This window comes from Fodinibius sp. GM21, assembly GCF_058386955.1.
Map to the genome: position 1 here is coordinate 113,261 of NZ_JBYEIQ010000001.1, position 26,807 is coordinate 140,067.

Here is a 26,807-nt window from a genome sequence, read left to right on the forward strand (position 1 = left end):
TTAGCTAAAGCGTTGGTTTCCAAATATCGAACCGTAACATACAAACCGAACCTTAAATCAAGCTTAAAACATTATTGGTAAGCATCTTTTATCTTTGGGTCGTTATTCAAATAATCAGAAAGACTGTGGTATGTGGATATTATTGGTCGAAGACGAAAAACAACTTGCCAGCTCTCTTAAGCGTGGACTGGAAGAAGAGGGGCATGTAGTGGAGGTGATGCACAACGGAGAGGAAGCTGAGCTGCAGGGACTGGTGAATGATTACGATTTGGTGATCCTGGACTGGCGGCTGCCCCATCGCGACGGCAAACAAATTCTGGAGCATTGGCGCGCGGAAGAGCGAACCTTCCCCGTTCTCATGCTAACGGCCCTGGGGGATCTGGATCATAAAGTGTCTGGGTTGGATGCCGGGGCCGATGATTATATGGGCAAGCCGTTTTCATTTGAAGAGCTGCTGGCCCGCGTTCGGGCATTGGGACGACGATCTTCGGAGATGCAGAACGATGAAGTGGTTTCGGTAGGCCCAATCGAGTTGGATGCACGTAAGCACTGGGTAAAAGTATGCGGCATTAAGCGTTCGCTCAGGCCCAAAGAATTTATTCTGTTGGAACTGTTGCTTGGAGAACCGGAAACGGTGTTTTCCAAAACGCAATTAGCCGAGCGGGTCTGGGGCTCAGCCTACCACGTGAGCGATAACACCATTGAAGCTACAATTTCAACACTGCGCCAGAAGTTGGCCGAATCGTTTGAAGAGTGCGGGAAAGCATTCTTGGAGGATCATTCTCAGGTGATTGAAACGATTCGGGGTGCAGGGTATCGACTACATAGTGACCTAATTAACAACAATGAGTAGCATTGTGAGTAGCATAACAAGCTTTTTTGATCGGCTCTCGATCTCTAAAAAATTGGCATTTTGGTATGGGTTGAGTTTGTTTATCATGCTAAGTGCCTTCGGCTATTTTTTATATGAATCGTTTCATCAGTCGATCCATCATAACTATGATCGCCATCTGCGGTTTGAGGCCGAACAACTGCTTCCCCATGTCAATACCACCGAAGATACGCTGGCTATTGATTTGTCAGGATATAGTCGCAATGCGGCCCTTAAAAGCGGCGTCGAATACGGGACCTACGTGCGGCTATACAATCAGGAAGGGCAACTTATTTACCGGAGTCCGAACTTTACCGATGTCGATCAGCCACTGGACACGGAGATCCCCGATGAGACGGACGAGTATTCCTTTAGTAGCCAGTGGCAGGATCTGCCGGCACGAACGCTTTTCTACCCGATCCATGACTCCGGCGGAACGTTTTGCGGTTGGCTGGAAGTGACCGGTTTCGAATGGACCTTGCACGAAGAGCTAAGTCGATTCAGGCGATATTTGTTGGTTCTAATTGCCATAAGCGTAGCGTTCTCTATACTCGGGGGATACTGGCTTTCCAGAAGGGCACTTACGCCGGTGGCCGCTATCAATGACGCAGCCAAATCAATCACAGCTACCGATTTGGATAAACGTATTCCGGTCAATTACCAGGTGAAAGATGAGCTGACCGACCTGGCAGAGACCTTCAATATGATGCTGAATCGACTGCAAAAAGGATTCGAGCGGGAAAAACGTTTTACCTCGGATGCGGCCCATGAACTCATGACGCCACTGTCATCCTTGCAAAGTGATGCGGAGATTATGCTGCGCAAGCCGCGCTCAAAAGAAGAGTACCGGGAAACCATCCAGCGGATGCTGGTAGAGACCCGTCGCATGAGTGAGATGGTACATCTGTTGCTTCAGTTGTCAAGAGTAGAATCGGTGCACCGTTCTGAGCCGGAAATTGTCAATATCAGCCGCATTATCGAATTAGTGGCCGATAACTATCGGCAGAAGGTGAACGAAAAAGATATTTCTGTGAATATAAATATCAACCCGGATTTATATGTTCGAGCACATGGGGCTTATATTGAGGAGGTCATCAACAATCTGTTGGAGAATGCATTGAAATATACTCCCGAAGGTGGAGCTATTGACTTACAGCTACAACAATCGAGTGGCAAAGCAGTCATTCATTTAAGTGATACGGGTATTGGATTTGACCAGGAAACGCAGAAGCATTTGTTTGAACGATTCTATCGGGCTAATGAGCAGGATGTCCAGGAACGCCCCGGCAGTGGATTGGGATTACCGTTGGTAAAGGCGATTGTCAAGTTATATGGAGGTAAGATTCGGGCATATAGCGACGGCAAAGGGGAGGGGAGTACATTCGTCGTTGAATTACCTTTGATAGAGGAAGCCAAAAGTTAATGAGGTTTTGTAGCCTCAATCCGTTTAACAATACCACCTGATGTTAAATCCTGTACGGCTTCAATATCCCATCCCGCCTTTTCAACATTTGAAACTGTCCTGCGAGCTATATGTACGCCACTTAGATAATGAATAGGACTATCCAGTTTATCCATTGCAGAAGCTAATACAGGGGAATGAGCACGCATGTGTTCCAACAGATGCAGCTTGCCACCGGGCTTGGTCACGCGCAGGGCTTCCTTTAATCCCAAAACCGGATCGGGAACCGAACAAAAGACAAAGGTAGCAATCACATCATCAAAGGTATCATCAGGGAAATCCATCTGCTGGGCATCCATCTCTTTAAGTGAAACACGGGCTTGCTGATTTTTAGCCAATAGTTGTTTGGCCCGTTTAAGCATGCCCGGAGAAAGGTCAATGGCCGTAACTTCAATATCTTCAGGATAAAAGGGAATGTTTTTGCCGGTCCCGACCCCAATTTCAAGCACCTTTGGTCCCGTTATTTTACCCCAAAGTTCCTTTCGCCAACGCTTGAAAAAAAGCTGCTCAATGGGCCACTCCATAACATTATAAAGAGGGGCAATTAAATCATACCGGCTGCGCGTGTGTTGTTGACCTCTCTGAGTCATAAGCAGGTTTTCTTACAGAATTAACCTCAGTAGGATTTAATTTTCTTCAATAATGTGTTTTCGTTCCTCAAATTCTTCTCGTTCTATTTCTCCCCGTGCAAATCGTTTTTTTAAAATATCCAGAGGATCTTCACAGGATTCAGAAGAAGAGTAGCGATAGGGCAAAATATTGAATATGACCAATACTATTACCAAAGTTATAATAACCCACCAGGCCCAATGCATTCCGATAAAGTGATGATCGTAAAACATGACAATGATTTTTTTGGTCAAAACTATTGCATCATTTAATTATGATGCTGTTGATGTTTATTTCCTTTCTTTGATTCTTTGTTCATCATTCCTTTTTGATCCATCATATCTCCCTGCATCATCTGGATACATGTCATATGCATTTTCATCATGGATGAATCGCCCATCATCTCCATCATTTTTGAGCGATCCATTTCTCCATCCTGCATCATAGACTGCATCATGTTCATGTGTTTTTGCATGCGCTCCTTCATCTGAGGATTATTCATCATTTGCTGCATATTGCCCATCATCATGGTACTGTCCATGTTCATCGAACCCATCATCTGCTGCATCATTTGTCGGCGCATTTGGGGGTTCTGAGCCATGTGTTCCATCATCATGGCACGCATGGAGGAATCTTGCATCATCTCCTGCATTTGCTGTTTCTTTTTGTTCATATCACCTTGCTTTTGCTGGGCAATGGTTGTTCCGGCCATTAAAAGAGCAATTGAGAGGGTAAGCATTAAACGTTTCATAGTAACCACCTTGAATGTTCGTTTTATTAAATTAACAATAGTTGAACTTATTTATGCCCAATATAATGAGGGGTTACTTAAAGTAACCTTAAATTATTACCGTTAATTAAGAATATTTGATCCTTGTTGGCCATCTCGTATGCGGATTGCTTGTTCAATGGGTATGACATAAATGATACCGTCTCCTTTCCGTCCGGTATGGGCGTGTTTTTGGATCGTTTGAATAATTGATTCGGTATCCTCTGATTCTGCTGCTATTTCCAATTTTACAACATGGGTATGCATTGCGGGAAAACTGAGGGAGCCATGCTTTTTCTTCGGATCAGTATATCGGCCTGTTCCTTCGCCCTCAAAGATGGTCATAGACGTATGGCCATTATCTCGAAGCTCCGTGTACACATCCTCAAGCACCATAGATCTGATATATGCTTTGACTAATTTCATCATAACCTCGGATTTAGCGTTCTATTTTAAGGAACCGCGCATTAATAGCCACGATTACGGTACTGAGTGACATGAGCACAGCGCCAAGGGCGGGGCTCAGAATAATGCCATAAGTGTATAAAACCCCTGCAGCCAATGGTATCGCAAAGGCGTTGTATCCCGTAGCCCACCACAGGTTTTGCACCATTTTCTTGTAGGTCGCTTTTGCAAGCGCGATTAATGACGCTACATCTTTGGGATTACTTCGGGTAAGGATGATATCTCCTGTCTCCACAGCCACATCAGATCCGGCCCCGATAGCAATACCCACATCAGCCTGCGCCAGGGCGGGAGCGTCATTCACACCGTCGCCGGTCATGGCTACTTTGAGTCTGCGCTGTTGTACTTCTTTAATTTTCGCTGCTTTTTCTTCGGGCAATACCTCGGCAAAGAAATCATCCAGTCCGAGCTCGTTGGCCACATAGGCGGCTGTTTGCCGGTTATCGCCGGTGAGCATAATACACTGGATACCCATGTCGTGGAGGCTTTGAATAGCCTCGCGGGAATCTTCCCGGATATTATCACCAAGGGCGATAGCTCCCTGGAGCTGGTCGTCAATAATGACAAACACGACGGTTTTCCCCTGACTGGAAAGCTGTTCGTATTGGTCGCCAGGCAAATCGATATTGTGTTCACGCAGGTAGCCGGGACTTACCACTTTAATCTGTTTGCCATCTACGCGCCCTTCAATCCCCTTCCCAGTGATAGAGTTGAAATCCTCTACTTTCATCAACCCGTCAGTAGCTTTCACGATGCCACGGGCAATAGGATGTTCAGAGTTTTGCTCCAGCGAGCCGGCCAGGCTCAACAGTTGCTCTTTATCGTCGAAGCCATTGAATGTCAGGACATCTGTTACGCCAAACTCACCGTGGGTCAGTGTTCCCGTTTTATCGAAGATGACAGCTCCGAGATTACGGGCTTCTTCAAAGGCGGTACGGTTGCGGATCAGGAATCCATTCTGGGCGGCCAGGCTGGTGGAAACGGCTACGACCAGTGGTACGGCCAGTCCCAGCGCATGCGGACAGGCAATCACCATCACCGTAACGGTACGTTCCAGGGCGAATACAAAATCTTCAGTGGTGAAGAACGTCCATGCAAAGAAGGTGAGCGCACCGGCACCTAACGCAATAATGGTCAGCCAAAATGCGGCGCGATTGGCCAAATCTTGTGTGCGAGATTTGCTTTCTTGGGCTTGCCGTACAAGTTCAATGACCTGGGAGAGAAAGGAGTCTTCACCCGTCCGGTTAATTTCAATCGTAAGAGATCCTTCTCCATTGATAGATCCCCCGATGACTTCATCGTCTTTTTGTTTGGACACGGGCTTAGATTCTCCGGTCATCAGTGATTCATTAACTGATGACTCACCGTCAATAACCATTCCATCGGCCGGAATCTTTTCACCGGGTTTTACCAACACTTTATATCCCTTTTGCAACTCCTCAAGTGGGACGTCTTTGATGGAACCGTCTTCTTGAATTACGTGCGTTTCCGACGGCATGAGCTTAGCCAGTTCTTCCAGGGCTCGGGAAGCGCTCATTACGGATTTCATCTCGATATAATGACCGATCAGCATGATATCCACCAGCGTAGCCAGCTCCCAGAAGAAAACCTGTCCTTCTACCGCAAAGACTACGAGAGTGCTATATACGTAAGCGGCCGTAATGGCAACACCGATCAGGGTCATCATTCCGGGCTGGCGATCACTTACCTCGTCGTAGAGGCCTTTCAAAAATGGCCACCCACCATAAAAGAACACGATGCTGGAAAGGACGAATGAGATATAGGTATCACCGGTAAACTGGAGGGTATCTCCTAATCCCAAGAACCCCTGAATCATGTGAGAAAGAATCAGGATAGGAATGGTTAGGGCAATGGATATCCAAAACCGCTTCAAGAAATCCTGGGCCATATGGGCATGATGTTCAGCATGCCCGCCGGAATGCCCTTCCTTTTTATGATCGTGTTCCATGTTTCGTTGAGAATGTTCCATAATACTATCCTTAAGCTATTTATTATGGTAACTAATAGATTGCTGGGCATTGATTTGAGGTATTATAGGAAAAGTAGCTTAAACTAAGCTTAAATATTCTCTGAATTTTACCGATAAAAGATTAAAGAAATTGATTAGAGATTATTATGACAGCACCTCCGAAACCCAGGCCCGACGAACACCAAATTTTCAAGCTATTTCAGCTTGGTTTTTTACCTCTCCTGAATCAAGCAATTCTTGATAAATTTTGTGTTGTTCAGCCCAACTTTTCCGTTTCTTTTTCTTCTTCTTTGATGGTTTGGGGTTCACAGATTTTGTATGAAAATTTTGGTTCGCATCATCAAAATTGGGGTACAAATTGAGCAGTTTTTGATAGCCAATTTTGTACTCATTTCCTTTCAGACCTGTCTCAGGACTCCGATACGCTATTGTAGGGGAAAGACTTTCCGTATATCATTTGTATAGGTGAAGCCTTTTTTATTTTGTGCCGGTCTTTTATACCAGCTGAGGTATTGGCTAAATAATGTATTTCAATCGTGATGGTTTACCCCAGGTTTACGGAGATAAAGTGACACAAAATAAATTAAATTACTTAATGAAATCGATTACATTCTATGTATATTTTAAGGTCATTTTAAATATATTTTGGTTTAGAGATGGGAGATAGTCAAAAATATACGGTAGAAGATGTAGCAAGAGAGGCCGATGTATCAACGGCAACGGTTTCAAGGGTATTCAGTGGATCGGCACGGGTGAATAAAGATACCACCGAAAAGGTATTAGAGGCGGCCAAAAAGCTGGATTATCGTCCCAACCGTGTGGCCAGCAGACTTCGTGCCAAGGGAGCCCAGTCGAAAGTCCTGGGGTTAGTAGTGACCGATATGCAAAACCCGTTTTTTTCTGATATTTCTCGAGGTGTGGGGGATGTGGCTTATGAAAACGAAAACGGAGTTATTGTATGTAATACGGATGAGGATCCCAAGAAAGAACGGTTCTATCTTGAAACATTGCTTTCTGAAAAGGTGGCAGGATTGGTTATTGCCCCCACCAATGGGAACAAGGAATTTTTAAACACGGTGAAACAGACCATTCCGTTGGTTACGGTGGACCGGCACCTGGACGGTTTCGATGTGGACAAGGTTTCAGTAGATAATACTCAGGGGGCCTATCTGGCGGTAAATAGATTGCTAGAGCTAGGGCACCGGCAAATAGGGATTGTATGTGGTATTAAGGGTATTTCAACGACTGAGGAACGGCTCGATGGGTATAAAAAAGCTCTTGCCGAAAAAAATATACCGGTTGATAACGCACTTATTTTTCACGGTAACTCTAAAGAAAAAGGGGGCGTTGAGGGAGTACGTTATCTATTAAAAGGAGCCAGGCCACCAACAGCAATATTTTCCACGAATAATCTAATGACCCTTGGAATTTATGAAGAGCTTTACCGCCAGAAGGTACAGGTGCCCGAGGGTATTGCGATTATCGGCTTTGATGATATGTCGTGGGCAACAGCACTAAATCCACCACTTACCGCCGTACGTCAGCCGGGATATGAGCTTGGTGCCACCGCGGTAGAACTGTTATTAAAGCGACTGTCTAACCCCAATCGCCCCATCTCTAATACGGTATTGCAGCCTGAACTGATTGTTAGGGAATCTTGTGGAGATCCAGTAGGGTAACCTATCAAGCAAGCCAAACACACTTACGCACAATTTTATGAAAACGATTACATAAGATTAAGGGTATAATTGGGAATTATATCTCAGCCTATCGTTTAAAACCTTCCATATCAATACATTAGGCCTGTTTTTAAATTGTAACGAATTACCAGAAAAATTACTTTGACAATTTGATGTAATCGTTTACATATTGAAGAGCGGTTACTTTGCATCAGCAGGTAATAAACTAATTGTGTTGAGGTAATTTTTTTGCGGTGGAATGTAACCGATTACATTTTGATGAAAATTAGCCCAAATCCACGAGGATATGCGGTTATCAACAGATAGTAAAAATGTTAAAGTTATGATAAAAATGGGGACATATTATGGATGGTAAAATAAAACGGATGGGGATTTTGGTTATCTCCTTTTTTCTTTTCACCTGCATTCAAGTTCAGGCCTATTCATTTCAACAAACAGCACCATCGAATGATCATACGGTGACGGGCGTAGTAACCGATGCAACAAGTGGGGAGCCAATGCCCGCTGTTAATATCTCGGTTAAAGGAACGACTACCGGAACAACTTCGTCCGCCGATGGTAGTTACAAGCTTGTTGCTTCATCATCGACCGATACGCTGGTGTTTTCTTTTGTTGGTTATAAAAAGCAAGAAGTTGCTATAGACGGTCGTTCAGAAATTAATGTTGCTTTAACGGCCCAGACGCTGCAGGGAGAAGAGGTGATTGTAACCGGTTACCAAGAGACCAGTCGGTCCGAAATTATTGGTTCGGTATCCTCGGTAGATACTGAGGAACTGCAGGATATACCGGTTGATAATCCCACCAAGGCCTTGCAGGGTCGATTGGCGGGGGTGAGTATTGTAACGGATGGTTCGCCCGGAGGTTCTGCCCAAGTTCGAATTCGTGGTGCAGGGACGCTCAATAATAATGATCCGCTATATGTTATTGATGGGGTGCCTTCTAAAAGTGGAGCATTTGAAAATTTAAATCCCCAAAATATTGAATCCTTGCAGGTGCTGAAAGATGCATCGGCGACTTCTATCTATGGAGCTCGTGCTTCGAATGGGGTTATCGTAGTAACAACCAAGCAGGGAGCCGATGGATCGCTGGATATTGAGTACAGTTCCAATATTACGCTGTCGCAATATGCCAGCAAGCTGGAGCCGTTAAATACCCGGGAACGCGGTCAGGTACTTTGGCGGGCTGCTATTAACGACGGACGTGATCCAGCTACGCTGCCAATTTACGATTACGACTGGGAAACCGATTCCAATGGGAATGCTCAGCTTAATGAAGTGATCATCCCGGAATACTTGGGAGATCCCTCAGAGGGTATTCGAACGGCAGATACCGATTGGTTTGATGAGATCTCTCGAACGGGCGTGATTAATCAGCACAATTTAACGGTGTCCACGGGAAATGAACGCGGCAGTGGGTTGTTTTCGCTTCGATATCACGACAACGAGTCTATTATCAAAGAGCAGAATTACAATCAGCTTTCGGCACGGGTAAACTCCAGTTTTAACTTTTTTGATGGCGATCTAACGATCGGAGAAAACCTGTCTATATCGCGCGGAAAAGGTACGCCGTTGCCCAGCGGGTTGGGTGGCCAACCACAGTGGGTAGCCTTGATTGCGCAACCTATTTTGCCGGTTTATACCGAAGATGGCAATTTTGCCGGACCCATTGGTGCAGGATTTGACGATCGTGATAATCCCGTTCGACTGTTGGAGCACAACCGGTGGGATAACACCAACAGCGTAAATATTTTTGGTGATGTGTATGGATCCGTAAGTATCCTGGAAAACCTTGAAGCCAATGTACGGTTTGGGGTAGATTGGGAACGGTATCAATCACGTGATATCCAGCGCACCTATCAAACTGGGTTTTTAAGCAGGGCGACCAATTCTCTTAACAGAACGAAAAATGATGAGCTAAACTGGACCTTTAATTCCACCTTAGAGTATGAAACCAGTGTAGGGAATAATAACTTTACCATCTTAGGTGGAACTGAAGCCATCAAGAACACCTTTCAATCCACTTTTACTTCTATTGAAGATTTTGCATTGGAAACCGAAGATTTCTTTGTGGAAGATGCAGGAACCGGTAATCAAACGGTCTCTGGTGGAGAGACTGGCTTTATGCTGTTGTCCTATTTTGGAAAGGTTGATTACGATTATGATGGAAAGTACCTGGCCTCGGTTACGTTGCGCCATGATGGGTCGTCTCGATTTGGTGAAAACAATCGCTTTGGTACCTTTCCAGCGTTTTCGGTGGGCTGGCGCTTGTATCGCGAATCATTTATTCAGGATAACATTCCATTTCTATCAGATTTAAAAGTGCGCTATGGATGGGGAGTGACGGGTAATCAGGAGATCGATAACCTGGCACGCTTTTCATTATTCGCCCCCAATTATGGGGTAGGATCAATGCCGTTCGAAGCTTCTTATGGAACGGCTTATGATTTGGGAGGAGCCAATACCGGAAACTTGCCCTCAGGATTTAGCAAGCTGCAGACCGGAAATCCCAACTTGAAGTGGGAAGAATCGGCCGAGCATAACATCGGATTGGATATTGGAGTGTTTGAGCAGAAGTTGACGGCTTCTTTCGATTATTTTATGAAGACAACCTCTGACATCCTTATTTCACCCGCATTTATTGGCGCACAGGGTGAGGGTGGTAACCGGTTTGTGAATGGTGCCACGGTAGATAGTCGCGGTTTTGAAGCGGTGGTGGGATATAACCAGCAGTTTGGTGAGTTTGGCTTTGATGTAAAAGCCAACGTGAACCGCGCGGTGGATGAGATTACAGAGTTGCCGCCCGAAGTGGTACGATCCTATCCCGGAAATGTAGAAAAAACGATTTTAGGCCGATCGCAAAGCTCCCTGTTTGGATATGTCGCTGACGGCATTTTCCAAAATCAGGATGAGGTTGATTCCCATGCTAATCAGGCGGGCAAAGATGTGGGGCGTTTGCGGTTTAAGGATCTAAATAATGATGGTGAGATAAATGCACTTGATCAAAAATACCTTGGAGTGGCAACGCCGGAATTTTCTTATGGATTAAACCTCCAGGGCAATTATAAAGGCTTCGACTTGTCGGTCTTTTTGCAAGGGGTATATGGTAATGAGGTGTACAACGGGCGAAAGATTTACACTGACTTTACCTCGGTCTGGAACGGCGCCAATTACGGGCAACGAACGTTGGATGCCTGGACGCCGCAAAATAGCGACTCATCCATTCCGGCTTTAACGCTCTCTGATGATAATGACGAGGCACGATATTCGAGTTACTTCATCGAAGATGGAAGTTATCTGAAACTCCGTCAGCTGCGGCTGGGATACACGCTTCCACAAGATGTTGTATCAAAAGTTAATCTAAAAAGTGTACGATTGTACTTGCTGGGTGAAAACCTCTTTACGATCAAAGATAGCAGCGGTGATGATGCATTTACCGCTCCAGATCCGGAAAATCCAGGCAATGCCTTTCCGCGACCGCGTAACTTTTCACTTGGCATCAATATCAAATTATAAATCTACGGGGATTACGTTATGAAGAATCTAAAGATCATATTTGTACTTGTTTTCACGGGCTTATTATTCGCCTCTTGCGATAACTTTTTAGACTTTCAGCCAAAGGGAACCATCAGCGGGGAGCAGCTAAATACCCCTGAACGGGTTGAAGGGTTGGTAACTGCGGCTTATGCGTCGCTGGGCAATGACCACTGGGATACGCCCTATTCCAACCCCTGGCCCTATGCGACCACGCGTTCCGATAACGCCTACAAAGGCGGAGGGGGTACAGCCGATCAGGGTGACTATAACGATTACGAGCAGTTTGTTTCTCTAAGAGCCGACAACCCCAAGGGAGATCGCATTTGGTTTGACCTATACCAGGGCATTTCGAGAGCTAACGCAGCCATCAATCGCATTAATGAGTTGAGTGAAGATGAATATGCACAGAAGCAAACGCGTCTGGCTGAAATGCGCTTTATTAGAGGGCATTTCCACTTTACGCTCAAGGTTCTGTTTAAGCGCGTGCCTTTTATTGATGAAACCATCTCTGCCGATAGCATTAAGACGGTATCGAACCGGGAGCTTTCGAATAATGAGCTGTGGAATAACATTGCCGATGATTTTCAGTATGCGGCCAATAACCTGCCGCCCCAACAGTCAGAAGTGGGCCGGGCTGACCAGATTGATGCCAAGGCTTATTTAGCCAAGACGCGGTTGTACCAGGCGTATGAGCAGAACGAAGATCACGAAGTTGTAAATATCAACCAGGATCATTTGCAGGAAGTAGTGACGCTGACCGGAGAAATTATGCAGTCGCGTCATGACCTGTTTCCCGATTACTCGCAGAACTTTTTATATGAATCTGAGAATGGAACAGAGTCAATTTTTGCCGTACAGCGTTCTATTGATGATGGAACCGATGAAGGACGAGTGGATATGACAACGGGCTTGAATTATCCCATGAGCGGCGGATTTGGGTGCTGCTGGTTTAATATCCCCAGCCAGAATTTGGTCAATGCTTTCCAAACGAACGCTGATGGGCTACCAATGTTTGATTCATACAACCAGAATAGCTTACAGGATTCTTCTGACTTCAAGGATAATACAGTTGATCCGCGTTTGGATCATACGGTTTCCATTCCCACGCATCCCTTTAAGTACGATCCGAATTTAATTTACGATCTATCATGGGCACGTACCCCACAGGTATACGGACAGTTTTCGTCAATGAAAGCGCTGCAGCATCCCGATAGTCCAAGCCTGAAAGAAGTTGGGCCATTTTTTGCCAGCGCCAAAAATACGGTCATCATTCGGTATGCGGATGTAGTTCTGTGGCGGGCCGAAGCGCTTATCGAGCTGGGACGTCATAACGAAGCGCTACCGCTCATCAATGACATTCGTACTCGAGCGCAAAATAGCACCGATAAACTGCAGTACGCGGATGGGGAATCCGTATCCAACTACAATATTGAAACCTATCAGCCGGGTGTAAACATACAGTGGACTCAAGAAAATGCGCGACAGGCCCTCCGGTTCGAGCGTCGATTGGAATTTGCCATGGAAAGCAGCCGGATGTTCGACCTGGTGCGGTGGGGCATTGCTGAAGAGGTGATGAATGATTATTTATCGGTGGAAAAACAGCGGTACGGTTATCTCCAAAATGCCGAATTTACGGCCGGACGAGATGAATACCTGCCCATTCCGCAGCAGCAGATCGACTTGAGCGAAGGACTATACAAGCAAAATTCGGGCTATTAATAAATCCCAACAGACCTTAACAACCAAAACGTAATGACTATGAAAAAACTAACGATTGCGAATATAATCACGCTTGCCCTTAGCCTGGCTTTTTTGGGGATTTCCTGCCAGAATGCCGATCAGCAGCAAACACCGGAATCATCCGCTGATGCCCAGAAGGTAAGCTACGACGAACCCTATCGCCCACAGTTCCATTTTACGCCAGCCGAGAAGTGGATGAACGATCCCAACGGCTTGGTGTATCACGATGGGGAGTATCACCTGTTTTACCAGCACAACCCCTTTGGGGATACGTGGGGACACATGAGCTGGGGTCATGCGGTAAGCAAAGATCTCGTGCACTGGGAGCATCTGCCCGTGGCACTGGAGGAGGAAAATAATATCATGATTTTTTCCGGCAGTGCAGTCGTAGATCATAATAATACCAGCGGGTTGGGTACCAAAGAAAATCCGCCGATGGTCGCTATATATACCGGCCATCACACCGATCAGGATTTGCAAGATCAGCGTATTGCCTATAGTACCGATAACGGACGTACGTGGACCAAGTACGAGGGCAATCCTGTGATCGATGAGGATATGGCCAACTTTCGAGATCCCAAAGTGTTTTGGCACGATGAGTCAGAGCAATGGGTTATGGCGGTCGCACTGCCTGACGATTATAAAGTGCGATTTTATGGATCAGATAATTTGAAGGACTGGGATATGCTCAGTGAATTTGGTCCCGCTGGCAATACGGGCGGTATCTGGGAGTGTCCCGATTTATTTAAATTACCGGTGGAAGGCAGTTCTGGAGAATCAAAATGGGTACTACAGGTGGATACCAATCCCGGCGGACCGTTTGGCGGTTCGGGATCGCAGTACTTTATTGGTGATTTTGATGGTGAAACCTTTACCCAGGATGAAAGCACCAAAGACGAAATTCGCTGGGCCGATTATGGGAAAGATTTTTACGCCGTGCAATCGTATGCAAATATTCCAGAAGATGATGGCCGACGCATCTGGATTTCGTGGATGAATAACTGGCAGTATGCCAACGAAATTCCCACCAATCCGTGGCGCAGTGCTATGACCATACCGCGTTCGTTGAGCCTTCAGGAATTTGATGATGAAATTCATTTGATGGACGAACCTGTTGAAGAACTGAAGCAACTACGTGGCGAGCATCATCAGTTTTCGGGTGAAACCATTGAGGGTGCATCCAACCTACTAGCCGAATCCGGCATTCGTGGAAACCTGTTGGAGGTAAAAGCGACTTTTGATGTTAGTAATGCTTCGGAGTTGGGATTTGAAGTCGCCAAAGGTGATGACGAGCAAACCATTGTAGGCTACAATACTGAGGATGCGGAACTGTATGTGGATCGTCGCAATTCAGGCGAAAGTGATTTCAGTGAGGAATTTGCCGGAGTGCACAAAGCACCATTGTCAGCACAAAACGGGGAAGTTACCATGCATCTATTCATCGATAAATCATCGGTGGAGGTATTTGGGAATGACGGGCGTGTAGTCATAACAGATCGCATTTTTCCTTCTCCAGAAAGTGATGGCATAAGCCTGTTTTCCGAAGGAGGTTCAGCCGAATTAGTTAGCCTGGATATCTGGGAGCTACAATCCACATGGAAATAATTACAGCAAACGCTATTTATCATGTTTAAAACAAAGTCGATACTTCTTTCGGTATTAGCAGCCTCGCTGGCCGGTTTTCTCTTCGGATTTGATACTATTGTCATTTCCGGGGCCGACCGGCCCATCCAGGAACTATGGCAGACCAGCGATTTATTTCATGGGACTTTTATCATGTCGATGGCCCTTTGGGGAACCGTAATCGGGGCACTTTTCGGGGGAATTCCCTGTGATAAAATTGGCCGTCGCAAAACCCTGTTTTGGATTGGCGTGCTATATCTATTTTCAGCATTAGGGTCAGCTTTTGCTACCAATCCGTACATTTTTTCCTTTGCCCGATTTATGGGAGGACTCGGGGTTGGGGCATCCTCGGTGGCTGCGCCCATTTATATCTCAGAAATTACCCCGGCCAACGACCGCGGACGTATGGTAGCCTCATACCAGTTTAATATCGTGTTTGGGATTCTTGTGGCCTATATCTCAAACTATTTAATTGGCGTTTATTTTGATGCCAATGCCTGGCGGTGGATGCTGGGGGTAGAGGCCATTCCTGCTGCCATTTATTCGATGCTGGTAATGGGCGTGCCCGATAGTCCACGCTGGTTGGCGCTGCGCCAGAATGATAAAGAAGGGGCCCGCAAGATTTTAAAGCAATTAAATCCCACAGAAAATATTGAGCAACTGCTGGCCGAAATTACGTCTTCGGTAGAACGGGCTTCAAAGTCAGAATTTTTTTCCAAGAAGTTTAGCTATCCCATTCTGCTGGCATTTCTTATTGCGTTTTTTAACCAGGTGTCGGGCATCAATTTTGTGTTGTATTATGCGCCCCGCATTTTTGAGCAGGCCGGGCTCGAAGCAGCCGCGGTGCTAGGGGCATCCGTGCCCATTGGTATTGTAAACTTGTTGTTCACCCTTTTGGGGATGTATCTCATTGATCGCGTGGGACGAAAACAGCTTATGTATTATGGCTCATTTGGGTATATCGCATCACTTTCCGGAGTTTCCTGGGCCTTTTTTACCGGCGCAGAAGGGGGCATTGTGGTGCTGTTTGTAAGTGCCTTTATTGCCGCGCATGCCGTGGGACAAGGGGCGGTGATCTGGGTCTTTATTTCCGAGATTTTTCCCAATTCGGTGCGCGATTACGGCATGTCACTGGGATCGGGCACCCACTGGATTTGTGCCGCTATCATCACCTTGATAACGCCCACCGTGCTCGGGGCCTTTTCGGGCGGGACGATCTTTGCATTTTTTGCATTCATGATGGTGCTGCAGCTTCTATTTGTCTGGAAGATGATGCCTGAGACCAAAAATAAATCACTTGAGGAATTAGAAAAGCAATTGCTTCCCAATGAGGTGGAAGTGGAAGACGGATGGGAATAATTATATAGTCAGAAGTAGATTATGAGCTCACAGAAAAAAGTATTGTGCATTGGAGAGGTTCTTTGGGATGCCTTGCCTTCGGGATTATATCTGGGTGGCGCCCCGTTGAACGTTTGTTATCATCTAAATCAGTTTAACGTACCGGCAACTATTGCCAGTAAAGTGGGGGCAGACCGACTGGGTAAAGAGGCCGTACGTCGTATCAAAAAACTGGGTATGAGTGCAGAGCTTATCCAGCGGGATGAAACCAATGAAACCGGCTTTGTAGAGGTGGAGCTTTCACCGGGGGGCGATCCGCAATATAAAATTGTGCAACCCGTAGCTTGGGATGGCATAAACCTTGACGACAAGTTGGAAAACCGGGTGGAATGCTCTTGGGGATTGGTGTTTGGTTCGTTGGCGCAGCGAAATGAAGCCAGCAGAACCACCATCCAAACGCTGTTACGCCATGATGTCAATCTTATTTTTGATATGAATCTTCGCAAACCGTTCATCGATAGAACCGTGATTCGGAAGTCTTTGGAAATGGCGGATATCGTAAAAATGAACGAGGAAGAGCTCAATTACCTGATCGACTGGTATTCGCTTTCCGGAGGTCCAAAAAATGCCGTCGAAGATTTGGCAAGCAAGTTTGGCTGTTCAACATTGTGCATTACCAAAGGCGCCAATGGATCAATGCTTTTTAAGGATGGCAATTGGTTCGAGCACAAGGGCTTTCCCGTTAAGGCGAAGGATGTTGTTGGGGCGGGCGATGCATTTTTGGCCTCATTGATCTATGGAATTATTAGTGAAAAACCGGGGAATGAGATGCTTGCATTTGCAAATGCTACCGGATCGCTTATTGCTCAAAAGAATGGAGCAACGCCCGAGTATAACACAGATCACATATTGGATGAAATGGTTTGATGCAATCTTATCCTAGTAAAAAGAAAGAAAATTTTTTCTATAGCACAGACCATTTTTTCAACAAAATGTTAGAAGTCCGGACCCGGCTGACACCCAATTTACGAACAACTTGAGCTTGATTTCACCTCTCCGGAAACAAGGAATGATTGATAAATGTTATGCTGTACAGCATGACGTTTTCGCTGGCTTTTTTTTGATGATTCGGGCGGCATAAATTTTGTACTTATGTCCTTTCGGCCCCCTTATTAGACTCTGATAGGCCATTGTAAGGGGAAAGACTTTCCGTAATCATCTTTAGAGGTGAGGCCTTTTTACGTTGTGCCAGTCTTTTTTAGACGTTCCAATACAAGTATGGGATGAAGATTACCCATTGCGAGTATGACTCATGGCTTTTATTAAAAGTCTCTAAGAATTTAGGTCATTCAAAGAAAAACTCTTAGGTCTTGGAGGCTTACTCGTCCTGAGCAATTTTTACTCAGTGTCCTAAAATTTCGTCGTCATTAATTCTCACCGATTAATGATGAAAGGGAGTTCAGTTCAAGAAATGTAACAGTATAGTACAAGAGTAGCACTTCGTTACAAAAATTGAATTATAGTTTTATAACAATATTAGAATGGCACAACAATTGTGGCCTATAAATAAAATAATATCTACTAAAATTCGGGGTATATAGCCATGAAAACGTCATCTAAACTTATCACTTCACTGTTGCTAATTGTTATAATCGGGGGCATATCCTGTAAAAAAGTTACAACGGGCAACACAACAGAAATCGTAGAATCCTTGGAGCCCGTTGAATCGGTCACACCCGTTGAAAGCGGAGAAAATGTGACTCTTATTGTAAATATCAATACCGCTAAACAAGCATATTTTGATCTTAGATTCGAAAATATTCAATCTAATTCTGTTATTGGTAATGGCAAATGGGATGGATGGTGTATTGATGTTTTTAAATCAATAGAAAGTAATAATGGGGAATATAATAACGTCAAACTCTTTTCAACGGATTTGGTTGAGAAATGGATGCCAATTAATTATCTGCTGAATATTCAAGATGAATTAAGAGCGGATGATGAAGAGCTCAGCTGGCTTGAAATTCAAGTTGCAGTTTGGTCATTGCGTGCATATCCAAAATTTAATTTGGATGAGGTGGCGATTACAGATCTTCCCGGTCAGTTTCATAAGGATGGAGAGGCGTTATTTAGCTACGAGAAAGTGGAGGATATTTTAGCGTTGGTGGATAGGGAATACAAGGAGTTTGATTACACTCAAAAGGGGACTAAATTTGCCGTAGTAGCAGAGCTCCCCGTAGATGTACAGACAGTATTTGCAGTCGTAGAAAAGAACTAAAATGTTAGAACGGTTTTCTTTTCGAAATGGAGTCTTTGTGAGGGCAGAAAATAATCTTTGAAGTGCGAACTTGGATTTTTCAGATTCGCACTTTTTGTTTCAGTCCTTTCAGCTACTCAGCTTTTTGTCAGGTAAAAAGTTGCTTTCAATATCCCCAGTGTTATTATTTTGTACGTGATAATTTAATGCTTATATCCCTGCTTTCATCAGTTCTTTTAAATTTCTGCTGTCAGATTAATCCCAAAGTTTTAGAAACTTGTTTTGATAATCATTGACAGATCTCAAGAGCTTTTTTGTTTCTGTACTTAATACTCTAAGGTATATTTAATTTTTATTATTGAGTCATGCATATATATTGATGCATGGATTAAAAATAGTACTTTGGGATCTTTTAGATGAAAAACAGCTTTAGCAAAGAACGTTTAGAATTTATTGCAGAAAACGTTAATGGCATACTTTGGGAAGCTGATGCAGAAACGTTTGCTTTTACTTACGTAAGTTCTCAAAGTAAAAATATTTTAGGCTATCCTCCTGACGTTTGGTACCAAAGCCCATCTTTTTGGCAAGAGCATATCCATCCCGAAGATCGTGAGCAAACCGTTGCTTTTTGTCACCGGAAAACAGAAGAGAATGAAGATCATGAGTTCGAATATCGAATGATTGATGCTGATGGTAATGTGGTGTGGCTAAAAGATCTTGTAACTATTCAGCAAATAGAAGACGGGTCTAAGGTATTAACGGGTTTAATGATAGATATTACCGACCAACGTAATCAAAGTATTCAGAAAGAAGAAGTTCTGAAGAAATCATATGATTTGGCGGATATCGGCCACTGGGAGGCTGATTTGGTAGATGAACGTTTGTATTGGTCCCAAAAGGTGAAAAAGCTTCACGAAGTTGATCCGGATTATAAACCGGACCTTGAAACGGCTATTGAATTTTATGAAGAGGACAAACACAGAGAAACGATCAAAGAAGCCGTGAATGATGCTATTGAATCGGGAGGATCATACGAACTTGAGTTGAAAATTATCACTGCCAAAGGAAATCCGAAATGGGTTCGGACCGTGGGTGAGACGGTAATTGAAGATGGTCACTGCATAAAATTATTTGGTAGTACACAGGATATTACAAAGCGTAAGTCAGCGGAATTACAACTCAAGGAGACCGAGAAAAAATATCGCAGTATCCTTGAGAATAGCACCATTTTGTTCTATCGACATGACGCAGACCATAATCTAACCTATGTAAGCCCCCAAGCCAAAGAATTTTTAGGTGTTGAGCCCGGGGATGAATTAGAAGCCTGGACGGATTACTTAACAGATCATCCTGTTAATAAAGAGGCGATAGAAAAAACAAATACAGCCATTCGGACTGGTGAAAGGCAATCCCCTTATGAGATCCAGGTGCAAAAAAAGAGTGGAGAACGGATTTGGGTTCAGGTTAATGAGGCTCCTGTTGTTGAAGATGGGAAGACCATTGCAATGGTGGGTTCGCTCACGAATATCACCAAGCAAAAAGAAAATAAACAAAAGCTTGAGAGATTATCACGCGTAGCGCGGGAGACCCAAAATATTGTCATCATTACGGATCCTAAAGAACGAATAACGTGGGTGAACAAAGCGTTTGAACAGATTACAGGATATACCCTTGAAGAAGCAGAGGGAAAGAATCCTGGAGAGCTTTTACAGGGATCAAAAACGGATTCAAAAACGGTTAGGCGTGTTGCCAGGCAGATCTCACAGCAAGAGCCGTTTTCGGAGCAAATTCTTAATTACAGTAAAGATGGCACACCTTACTGGATTGAGATGGATATTATGCCCATCAAAAATAAAGAGGGAGAGATTGAAGAATTTTTTGCCATTCAGGAGGTAATCACCGAGCAGGTGCGTAGGAAAAAGCAATTAGAAGAACAGAGCCAGCGGCTCGAAGAAGCCCAGCATATCGCCAACGTTGGCGATTGGCATTATGATGTTGAATCTGGCGATATCAGCTGGTCAGATATGACATATGAGATATTTGAACGTGATAAAGAGCTTTCTCCTCCTTCTTTTGAGGAATTAATTGATTCATATAAAACCGATTATCCACAGGGGCTTAAAAAATTGGTTAATCATGCTGTAAAGCAAAATGAAAAGTACGACCAAGATTTTGAAATTCGAACTGATAAAGGGAATAAGAAATATATTAAGACCAGAGGGATCCCAATAACGAACGATGATGGAGAAGTGACCGCTCTGAGAGGTATTGTACAGGATATCACAAAGAGAAAGAGAGCGGAACTCGAACTGCAGGAACGTCAACAGCAGCTGAGTAGTGTAACGAATAGTATAAATGGATTAATTCTCAGATATTTGGTGTATCCCGATGATACCGAAGAAATCACTTATATCAGTGACGGGATCAGAGAAGTACACGAGATTTCGCCGGAAGAAGTATTGCGCTCACCAAAAAAGATGTGGAACCTAACCCTTAAAGAAGATTTAGATGATATGGTTCAATCTGTAAAACGTTCAGCAAATGAGCTCAGTTATTGGGATCATACCTGGCGCATTCAAACACCAAGCGGAAATCTTAAATGGTTGCATGGGAGAGGCAATCCTACCCAATTGGATGATGGAACGGTCCGTTGGGATACGGTTATTTTTGATGTAACCGAACAGGAAAAGGCTAAGCAAGAACGGAATGAGCTTTACGAAATCATCGGGCAAAGCGTAAATGAGATCTACATTTTTGATATTGAATCGCTAAGAATCCAATACGTAAATAATGCAGCTATTGAAAATATAGGGTATGCAAGAGAGGAGTTGCGAAAGATGTCCCTGGCGGACCTTAAGCCGGAATATTCTACAGATCAATTTAGAGACCTGATAGGCTCATTAGTTGAGGAGAAAGATGAAGAGATTTATTTCCAGACGGTTCATCAACGAAAGGATGGGTCCTTTTATCCCGTTGATGTATACCTTCGCAAAGATGCGTATCGAGGTAATAATGTACTCGTAGCCTCTATACTTGATGTAACAGAGAGAACAGAGGCAACCCAAAAACTACGTTCCCTCATTGAAATGGCCCCCGTCCCCATCTACATTGAATCTCCGGAGGGAGAAGTAACGGATCTGTGGAACAAGGCAGCTGAAGATATTTTTGGGTATAACAAGACAGAAATTACAGGACAAAAACTACCTCATGTAGGAGACTCTCGCCTTGAAGGTTATCATGAAATGCTATCTAAAATAAACAAAGGGCAAACTATAAAAGGAGAGGAAGTAACTCGAAAGCGCAGGGATGGAACATATTTTCCGGCAAGGGTAAGTGCAAGTCCATTGCAAAATGAAAAGGGTGTGGTCGAGAACATTTTGGTTGTTATGGAAGATATAACCGAGCAAAAGCAGTTGGAAGAAGATTTAAAGGAGCAGATCTCTATCTCTGAAAGCATATTAGACAGTTTGCCCGGGCTGTTTTATATGATGGATGAGGATTTAAACGTTGTGAGATTAAATAACAATGTCTATAACTTTTTTGGTCTGGCACAAGACGAAGATGAACAAATTAACCCCTTGAGTCTTATTGCGCCTTCCGAGCGAGCAAACGTGAAACAAAAAATTGCGGAAGTAATTGATACGGGCTACGCCGAAATAGAGACAATTATGGTGTCTGGCAACCAAGAATATAACTTCTTCATTAACGGAAAACTGCTTGAACTTGGGAATCGCAAATATATTTTAGGAAATGGTATCGATATTACGGATCGGGTTAAAACCCAGCGAAAAAACCGTGTTCTGTTACAGGAAATCCATCACCGGGTAAAAAATAACTTGGCCATTATTTCCGGTTTGCTGAGTATGGAAATGGAGGAATTTGAGAATGATGATGCCAAACTATCTTTTCAGCGTAGTATTAATCGCATCCACTCGATGGCAAAGGTACATGAGCTCCTATACGATACTGAAGATTTCTCCTCAGTAAATATTGGCCAGTATCTTAGAGAATTATCATCGATTGTTCAGACTACCTTCGACCAGACCCAAACGGTTGATATTGATATAGACGTGGACCAAATCGATATGAATATCAACGAAGCCATTCCACTAGGAATGCTGATGAATGAACTGCTTACCAATTCTTTGAAATATGCCTTTGGAGATGCTGGTGGAAATATTATGGTACGGATAGAGCAGAACGGTAAAGGACACCATGTTATTTACCGTGACAACGGAAAGGGGATGTCTTCAAAACCTGATCTTTCCAATGCTGATTCGCTTGGTTTTATAATTATTTACACCTTGCTACAACAATTGGAAGCCGAGTTTGAGCTGGATGTAGACAACAAGTTTGAGCTTGCATTTACTTTTGGGAGAAGAATGAAAGGGTCTCATTCGACCTTATAGCTTATTAATGTTACCCTTTAATTTTATGCTGTCTGCAACTGCTTTGCTTTCCGCTTTTGATGATATTGATCAATAGTGGCAAATATTTTTGCCATGGCTTCTTCAACATAAACCCCTGTGGCATAGATATTTTTCTTGCCGTTTGAAAAAGCGAGAAGCGTCATTCGAGAGTGAGGGTAGGTACAATTATTAATTTGATAAAAGCCCTTGTACCGATCTGTTTGATAAAAGCTTCTGAACTTTTTGGCCGTTGTCATAATGTTTTCCTCGTATTTAAAAGGACAATCAAATATTGCAAATAGGTAATTAACCGTCTGTAGATGATATTAAGCTGCTTTGTTCCTTTCGGAAAAGCGCTACGACAATTTAATATATTTATAGTTAATAAAAATTAATGTTTGTAAAAATTTATTAGTCATCATGTTGATTATATTGATATCTACATAATATTTTAGCTTAAAAACCTATGTAGTGTAAAGAAATAAAGACCTTGATCGGTATAAGAATAGAAACTAAAAACTGAGATGGGTTGCTGTATATGGCAGGTTTAACTTTGAAAATTATACTTTTAGTTGAACTACTATAAACAGTTATGAAGAGTGTTTTCAGCTTAAGGATGTACTAATTTTATGCCGGCTTTCTCCAGTCCTTGTCAATAGTAGTAGATAAAGTTGAAAACCGACGATCTTTCTTAATATTCTTTAGCTCGTTGGGGAAGAGGTGATGCATTACTTGTGTTGGCCACGGTTCCCAGGCAGATATGCTTTTAAAAGCCTCAAAAGCTTTATCATTATTCTTTAAAGCAGCATGGATAACCCCCTGAGAAAAGAAGTCTTTTTCCCTGTCAAAGTATTCCAGATTGTGTTTTTCAGGTTGTTTCAGTTGGGATTTGATTTCAATTAATGCTTGCAATAGTTGGGGGCCATTACAGGTCCAGGGAACTACCAAGCCCTCCAAATGTTCCTGTGATTCTTCATAGTCATCCCTGTGATAATGTATTAAAGCTATATAGAAAGATGTTGTAGGCCAATCAGGTTGTAATTCACAGGCTTTTTTTGCGTATTGCAAAGCATCGCTAAAATGACTGTTAATAAGATGAGAATAAGCCAGATTAATGATTGCTTCGGGAGAAAAAGGATCAAGATCCACCGCTTTTCGTGCACTTTTGAGCGCCTGTTTTTTGTTTCCCATCAGCTGGAAAATCCAGCTAAGTTTGTTGTGAGCGTTGGCATAACCGGGCCTGATCTTCACCGCCTTTTTTAATGCTTGTATGGCATCCCGACCTTCTTGCCGGCTGGTATGCAAAAGTCCCATTGCCGAATGTGCTTCAGCAAGATTCGCATCCTGATTTAGTGCCTTACGTATAAGCTCTTCGGCTCTGGATAATATTTGCTTGTTTTCTTCATAACCGTATCCGAATAATCCCAGCAGGGCATAGGCCTGCCCGACAAGTGATAAGGAAAAATCTCGATCAACAGCACTGGCTTCCTCAAAATAAGATAAGCCTCGTTTTAATCCTTTTTGCGTCCGTTGTTCTACCCAGGTCCATCCCTGTGTGTAGAGCCGATAGGCCTCCAGTTGATCGGTGTGCTGGACTTCCACACGTTTTTTTTCTCTGGCGCTGAGTTTAGTTTCAAGGGCTTCTGCAATCTTTTTCGTGATTGTACTTTGAATATGGAACAGGTTATTTGCAGTAAGTTTATTTTCAAAATCTTTGGACCAGTACTGGCGATCGGTACTGGTATTTACAAGCCGTACTCGAACTTTGACCAGATTGTTAACTTGCTGTACAGTACCCTCAACAATCCAGTCAACTCCCAGTTCGGCAGATATTTTTTTTAAGGGCAATGCCATTTTTTTATATCGCACTACGGATGTTCGGGAAGTCACCTCAAGGCCTGAAATGCTTGAAAGCCGAGTTAGCAAATCATCATGAATACCATTGGTGAAAGAAGAGGAAGACTCGGTTGATTTAAGCGTTTCGAATGGAAGTACGGCAATAGAGGGTAAGAATTCATTTATAGCCGAATCGTGGTTTGAATTTGGTCCAGAAGTTTGGTTTCTAATTCCTGCAATGCTTTTTTTAAGAGCAGGAGATGGCGATATTTCCCACTTTTGCTTTAGTTTAGTAGTGAAATCTTGGTATATTTTCAGTGCATTTGTTGGTTGTCCCGTGCGATTGAGCAATTCTATCAGTCGAATATGGGCCTCTTCCGAAAGCATCGTATAGTCTACCGCCTTTTTAGCCCAAACTTGTGCTGCTTTTATATTTCCCCTTTCTTCTGCTTTTTCCGCCAGCTTCCAGGAGGCATCATGAGCCAACATTCTTAGTCGTTCTCTCTTACTGTCCAGCCAGCTATGGAAGTCATTGGAAACATCGGTTACATGAAAGCCAACGAGCAGATCATCACGATACAGGTCAAGAGCAAGTTGGTACTTTTTCTCATGAATTAACTTTTCAAAAGCCAGGGCGTCGCACCAGATATTGTTTTCATTCACACTAATTTCTTCCGAACCCCGGTTTTGAATAGTCTCTTTCCCCAGCGAACTTCTGATATGGTAAAGTATATTGCTAAGGGCATTCCGTGCTTTTTGCTGATTCAATTTCGGCCAGAATAAAGCAATAATTTTATCTCTCCGCTTAAATCCTTTTGGACTTCCCAATATTAGGTAGGTAAGAAGAGCCAGTCTTTTAGCACCGGTCAGCAGGGAGAGAGCGTAATCACCATTTGCTTTCTGAATAGTCGTAGATCCGAGTATGCGAAGTTCAACACCCATGGGAAGTGTACCAATTAATCTCTTAGAAGCAATCTAAGAGTAATAACGGATTAAACAAAGAAAGGGAGCTTATAATGATAGTGAACCCCAAAATTTTCACTTAAAGAAGCGTCCTTATGAAAAATTCAAATAACGTGTTATACGGTATAACCCGATTGTTAATAGTAATGTTGTTATTGTTGGTTACAACGAGCGCCTGTAGCGAAGAGTCCGGAATTGCAACAGATTCCTTATCAGATGGGAAAAACCTAACCCAAGCAAAGTTTGTAGCTAAGGGTGGTCTAAATCCAAATGTGGTTGATATCACCTCGATACATGATCATGAAACTAATGAACATTTGTTTGAGGTTAGTGAGGAAGAGATTCCCAGCGGCTGGACGACCTTTCGCTTTAACAATAGCTCACATTCAGACCATTTCCACCTCTTATATAAAGTTCCAGAGGTTGCCATAGAGGCCGCCAATGCTGCCGGTGAACCCGTGCTGGATCACTGGTATAATACCGTGACCGTACCCTTCCAGCAGCAATGGAATCCATATATTGAGGGAGACATCGACTTCGGAACTTTTGTAAACAATCTCTTCGGAGCGGTTTTGAGTTCAGCCCCTTGGTTTGTTGAAGCTGTTACTATGGGAGGTCCGGGGCTTACTGCAGCGGGACAAACCTCGCAAACTACGATAAAACTAATGCCCGGCACCTACATCGCTGAATGCTATGTTAAAGATGAAAACCAGGAATTCCATTCCTACAATGGGATGCTCGATGTAATAAGGGTGACTGATGAAGTATCTGAGAAAAAAGAGCCTCGCGCGAGCATTGAGGTTGCTGTAACACAAAACGGCATTGATTATCCGTCATCGGTTCGTCCCGGAATGCATACTGTAGCTATTCATTTTGGAGCGCAACCCGCTACGGGTTATGAACACCTCCTGGGACATAACGTACAGTTGGTGCGTTTTGATGATGGCTATGATCAGGAATTACTGGATGAGCTTGGTGCATGGATGAATTGGGCAACGGAAGATGGTCTCGTAGATCGCGCTCCTGCAGGTGCTACTTTCATTGGTGGAAGTATGGAGATGACGGGAGGCAGTACCGCTTATTACCATGTAAATCTTAAGCCCGGGAGTTATGCCTGGATAGCGGAGGTTCCTGATCCTGCTTCCAAAGGAATGCTTAAAACATTTTCCATTCCCTTTGGGAAAGAAGTAGGAGAAAATCCTGCCGCATTATCAAATCAAATAGGTAACAGGTGATAACATA

The 26,807-nt window shown here is 43.7% G+C and carries 18 protein-coding genes; 11 read left to right on the top strand and 7 right to left on the bottom strand.

What is annotated here, in order from left to right; genetic code table 11:
- Positions 1-130: 130 nt before the first annotated feature.
- Both ACT3IB_RS00510 and ACT3IB_RS00515 read left to right on the top strand, forming a co-directional pair.
- Complete coding sequence (locus ACT3IB_RS00510) at positions 131-853, top strand: response regulator transcription factor (protein WP_491537056.1); 723 nt, start codon at positions 131-133, stop codon at positions 851-853.
- 4 nt (positions 854-857) lie between these two features.
- Positions 858-2,294 (top strand): sensor histidine kinase, encoded by a 1,437-nt coding sequence (locus ACT3IB_RS00515; RefSeq protein ID WP_491537057.1) that lies wholly within the window; start codon positions 858-860, stop codon positions 2,292-2,294.
- Here ACT3IB_RS00515 and ACT3IB_RS00520 read toward each other — a convergent pair.
- The 5 genes from ACT3IB_RS00520 to ACT3IB_RS00540 all read right to left on the bottom strand — a co-directional run bounded on the left by ACT3IB_RS00520 (position 2,291) and on the right by ACT3IB_RS00540 (position 6,166).
- Positions 2,291-2,923, bottom strand: a complete 633-nt coding sequence (locus ACT3IB_RS00520) for a class I SAM-dependent methyltransferase (protein WP_491537058.1) — start codon at positions 2,921-2,923, stop codon at positions 2,291-2,293. The genes ACT3IB_RS00515 and ACT3IB_RS00520 overlap by 4 nt on opposite strands.
- A gap of 36 nt (positions 2,924-2,959) precedes the next feature.
- A complete protein-coding gene (locus ACT3IB_RS00525; RefSeq protein WP_491537059.1) occupies positions 2,960-3,175 on the bottom strand; it encodes an SHOCT domain-containing protein in 216 nt (71 codons plus the stop codon).
- 35 nt (positions 3,176-3,210) lie between these two features.
- The gene (locus tag ACT3IB_RS00530) at positions 3,211-3,693 is read right to left on the bottom strand and encodes a hypothetical protein (protein WP_491537060.1); all 483 of its coding nucleotides are present in this window, start codon (positions 3,691-3,693) and stop codon (positions 3,211-3,213) included.
- Between the two features lie 102 nt (positions 3,694-3,795).
- The gene (locus ACT3IB_RS00535) at positions 3,796-4,140 is read right to left on the bottom strand and encodes a P-II family nitrogen regulator (protein ID WP_491537061.1); all 345 of its coding nucleotides are present in this window, start codon (positions 4,138-4,140) and stop codon (positions 3,796-3,798) included.
- 10 nt (positions 4,141-4,150) lie between these two features.
- Positions 4,151-6,166, bottom strand: a complete 2,016-nt coding sequence (locus ACT3IB_RS00540) for a copper-translocating P-type ATPase (protein WP_491537062.1) — start codon at positions 6,164-6,166, stop codon at positions 4,151-4,153.
- A 656-nt stretch (positions 6,167-6,822) separates the two neighbouring features.
- Between ACT3IB_RS00540 and ACT3IB_RS00545 the strand changes: the two genes are divergently transcribed.
- The 8 genes from ACT3IB_RS00545 to ACT3IB_RS00580 all read left to right on the top strand — a co-directional run bounded on the left by ACT3IB_RS00545 (position 6,823) and on the right by ACT3IB_RS00580 (position 22,766).
- On the top strand, positions 6,823-7,845 hold the full coding sequence (locus tag ACT3IB_RS00545; protein ID WP_491537063.1) for a LacI family DNA-binding transcriptional regulator: 1,023 nt from the start codon (positions 6,823-6,825) through the stop codon (positions 7,843-7,845).
- A 365-nt stretch (positions 7,846-8,210) separates the two neighbouring features.
- Entirely contained in the window at positions 8,211-11,378 is a 3,168-nt protein-coding gene (locus ACT3IB_RS00550; RefSeq protein WP_491537064.1) for a SusC/RagA family TonB-linked outer membrane protein, read from the top strand.
- 18 nt (positions 11,379-11,396) lie between these two features.
- Positions 11,397-13,118: a RagB/SusD family nutrient uptake outer membrane protein gene (locus ACT3IB_RS00555; RefSeq protein WP_491537065.1), complete on the top strand. Its 1,722-nt coding sequence runs from the start codon at positions 11,397-11,399 to the stop codon at positions 13,116-13,118.
- Positions 13,119-13,157: 39 nt separating this feature from the next.
- Complete coding sequence (locus ACT3IB_RS00560; RefSeq protein WP_491537066.1) at positions 13,158-14,744, top strand: glycoside hydrolase family 32 protein; 1,587 nt, start codon at positions 13,158-13,160, stop codon at positions 14,742-14,744.
- Positions 14,745-14,765: 21 nt separating this feature from the next.
- Complete coding sequence (locus ACT3IB_RS00565; RefSeq protein ID WP_491537067.1) at positions 14,766-16,121, top strand: sugar porter family MFS transporter; 1,356 nt, start codon at positions 14,766-14,768, stop codon at positions 16,119-16,121.
- Positions 16,122-16,142: 21 nt separating this feature from the next.
- The gene (locus ACT3IB_RS00570) at positions 16,143-17,027 is read left to right on the top strand and encodes a carbohydrate kinase family protein (protein WP_491537068.1); all 885 of its coding nucleotides are present in this window, start codon (positions 16,143-16,145) and stop codon (positions 17,025-17,027) included.
- A 676-nt stretch (positions 17,028-17,703) separates the two neighbouring features.
- The gene (locus tag ACT3IB_RS00575; protein WP_491537069.1) at positions 17,704-18,378 is read left to right on the top strand and encodes a hypothetical protein; all 675 of its coding nucleotides are present in this window, start codon (positions 17,704-17,706) and stop codon (positions 18,376-18,378) included.
- A 395-nt stretch (positions 18,379-18,773) separates the two neighbouring features.
- Positions 18,774-22,766, top strand: coding sequence for a PAS domain S-box protein (locus ACT3IB_RS00580; protein ID WP_491537070.1), 3,993 nt, complete (start codon positions 18,774-18,776; stop codon positions 22,764-22,766).
- Between the two features lie 23 nt (positions 22,767-22,789).
- Here ACT3IB_RS00580 and ACT3IB_RS00585 read toward each other — a convergent pair whose 3' ends face one another.
- Together ACT3IB_RS00585 and ACT3IB_RS00590 are read right to left on the bottom strand one after the other, a co-directional pair.
- Positions 22,790-23,023 carry a hypothetical protein gene (locus tag ACT3IB_RS00585; protein ID WP_491537071.1) on the bottom strand — a complete coding sequence of 78 codons (234 nt, stop codon included), beginning with the start codon at positions 23,021-23,023 and terminating at the stop codon, positions 22,790-22,792.
- Between the two features lie 370 nt (positions 23,024-23,393).
- Complete coding sequence (locus ACT3IB_RS00590; RefSeq protein WP_491537072.1) at positions 23,394-25,544, bottom strand: BTAD domain-containing putative transcriptional regulator; 2,151 nt, start codon at positions 25,542-25,544, stop codon at positions 23,394-23,396.
- A gap of 116 nt (positions 25,545-25,660) precedes the next feature.
- On the opposite strand from ACT3IB_RS00590, the gene ACT3IB_RS00595 reads away from it, so the two are divergent.
- Complete coding sequence (locus ACT3IB_RS00595) at positions 25,661-26,800, top strand: hypothetical protein (protein WP_491537073.1); 1,140 nt, start codon at positions 25,661-25,663, stop codon at positions 26,798-26,800.
- Positions 26,801-26,807 lie beyond the last annotated feature (7 nt).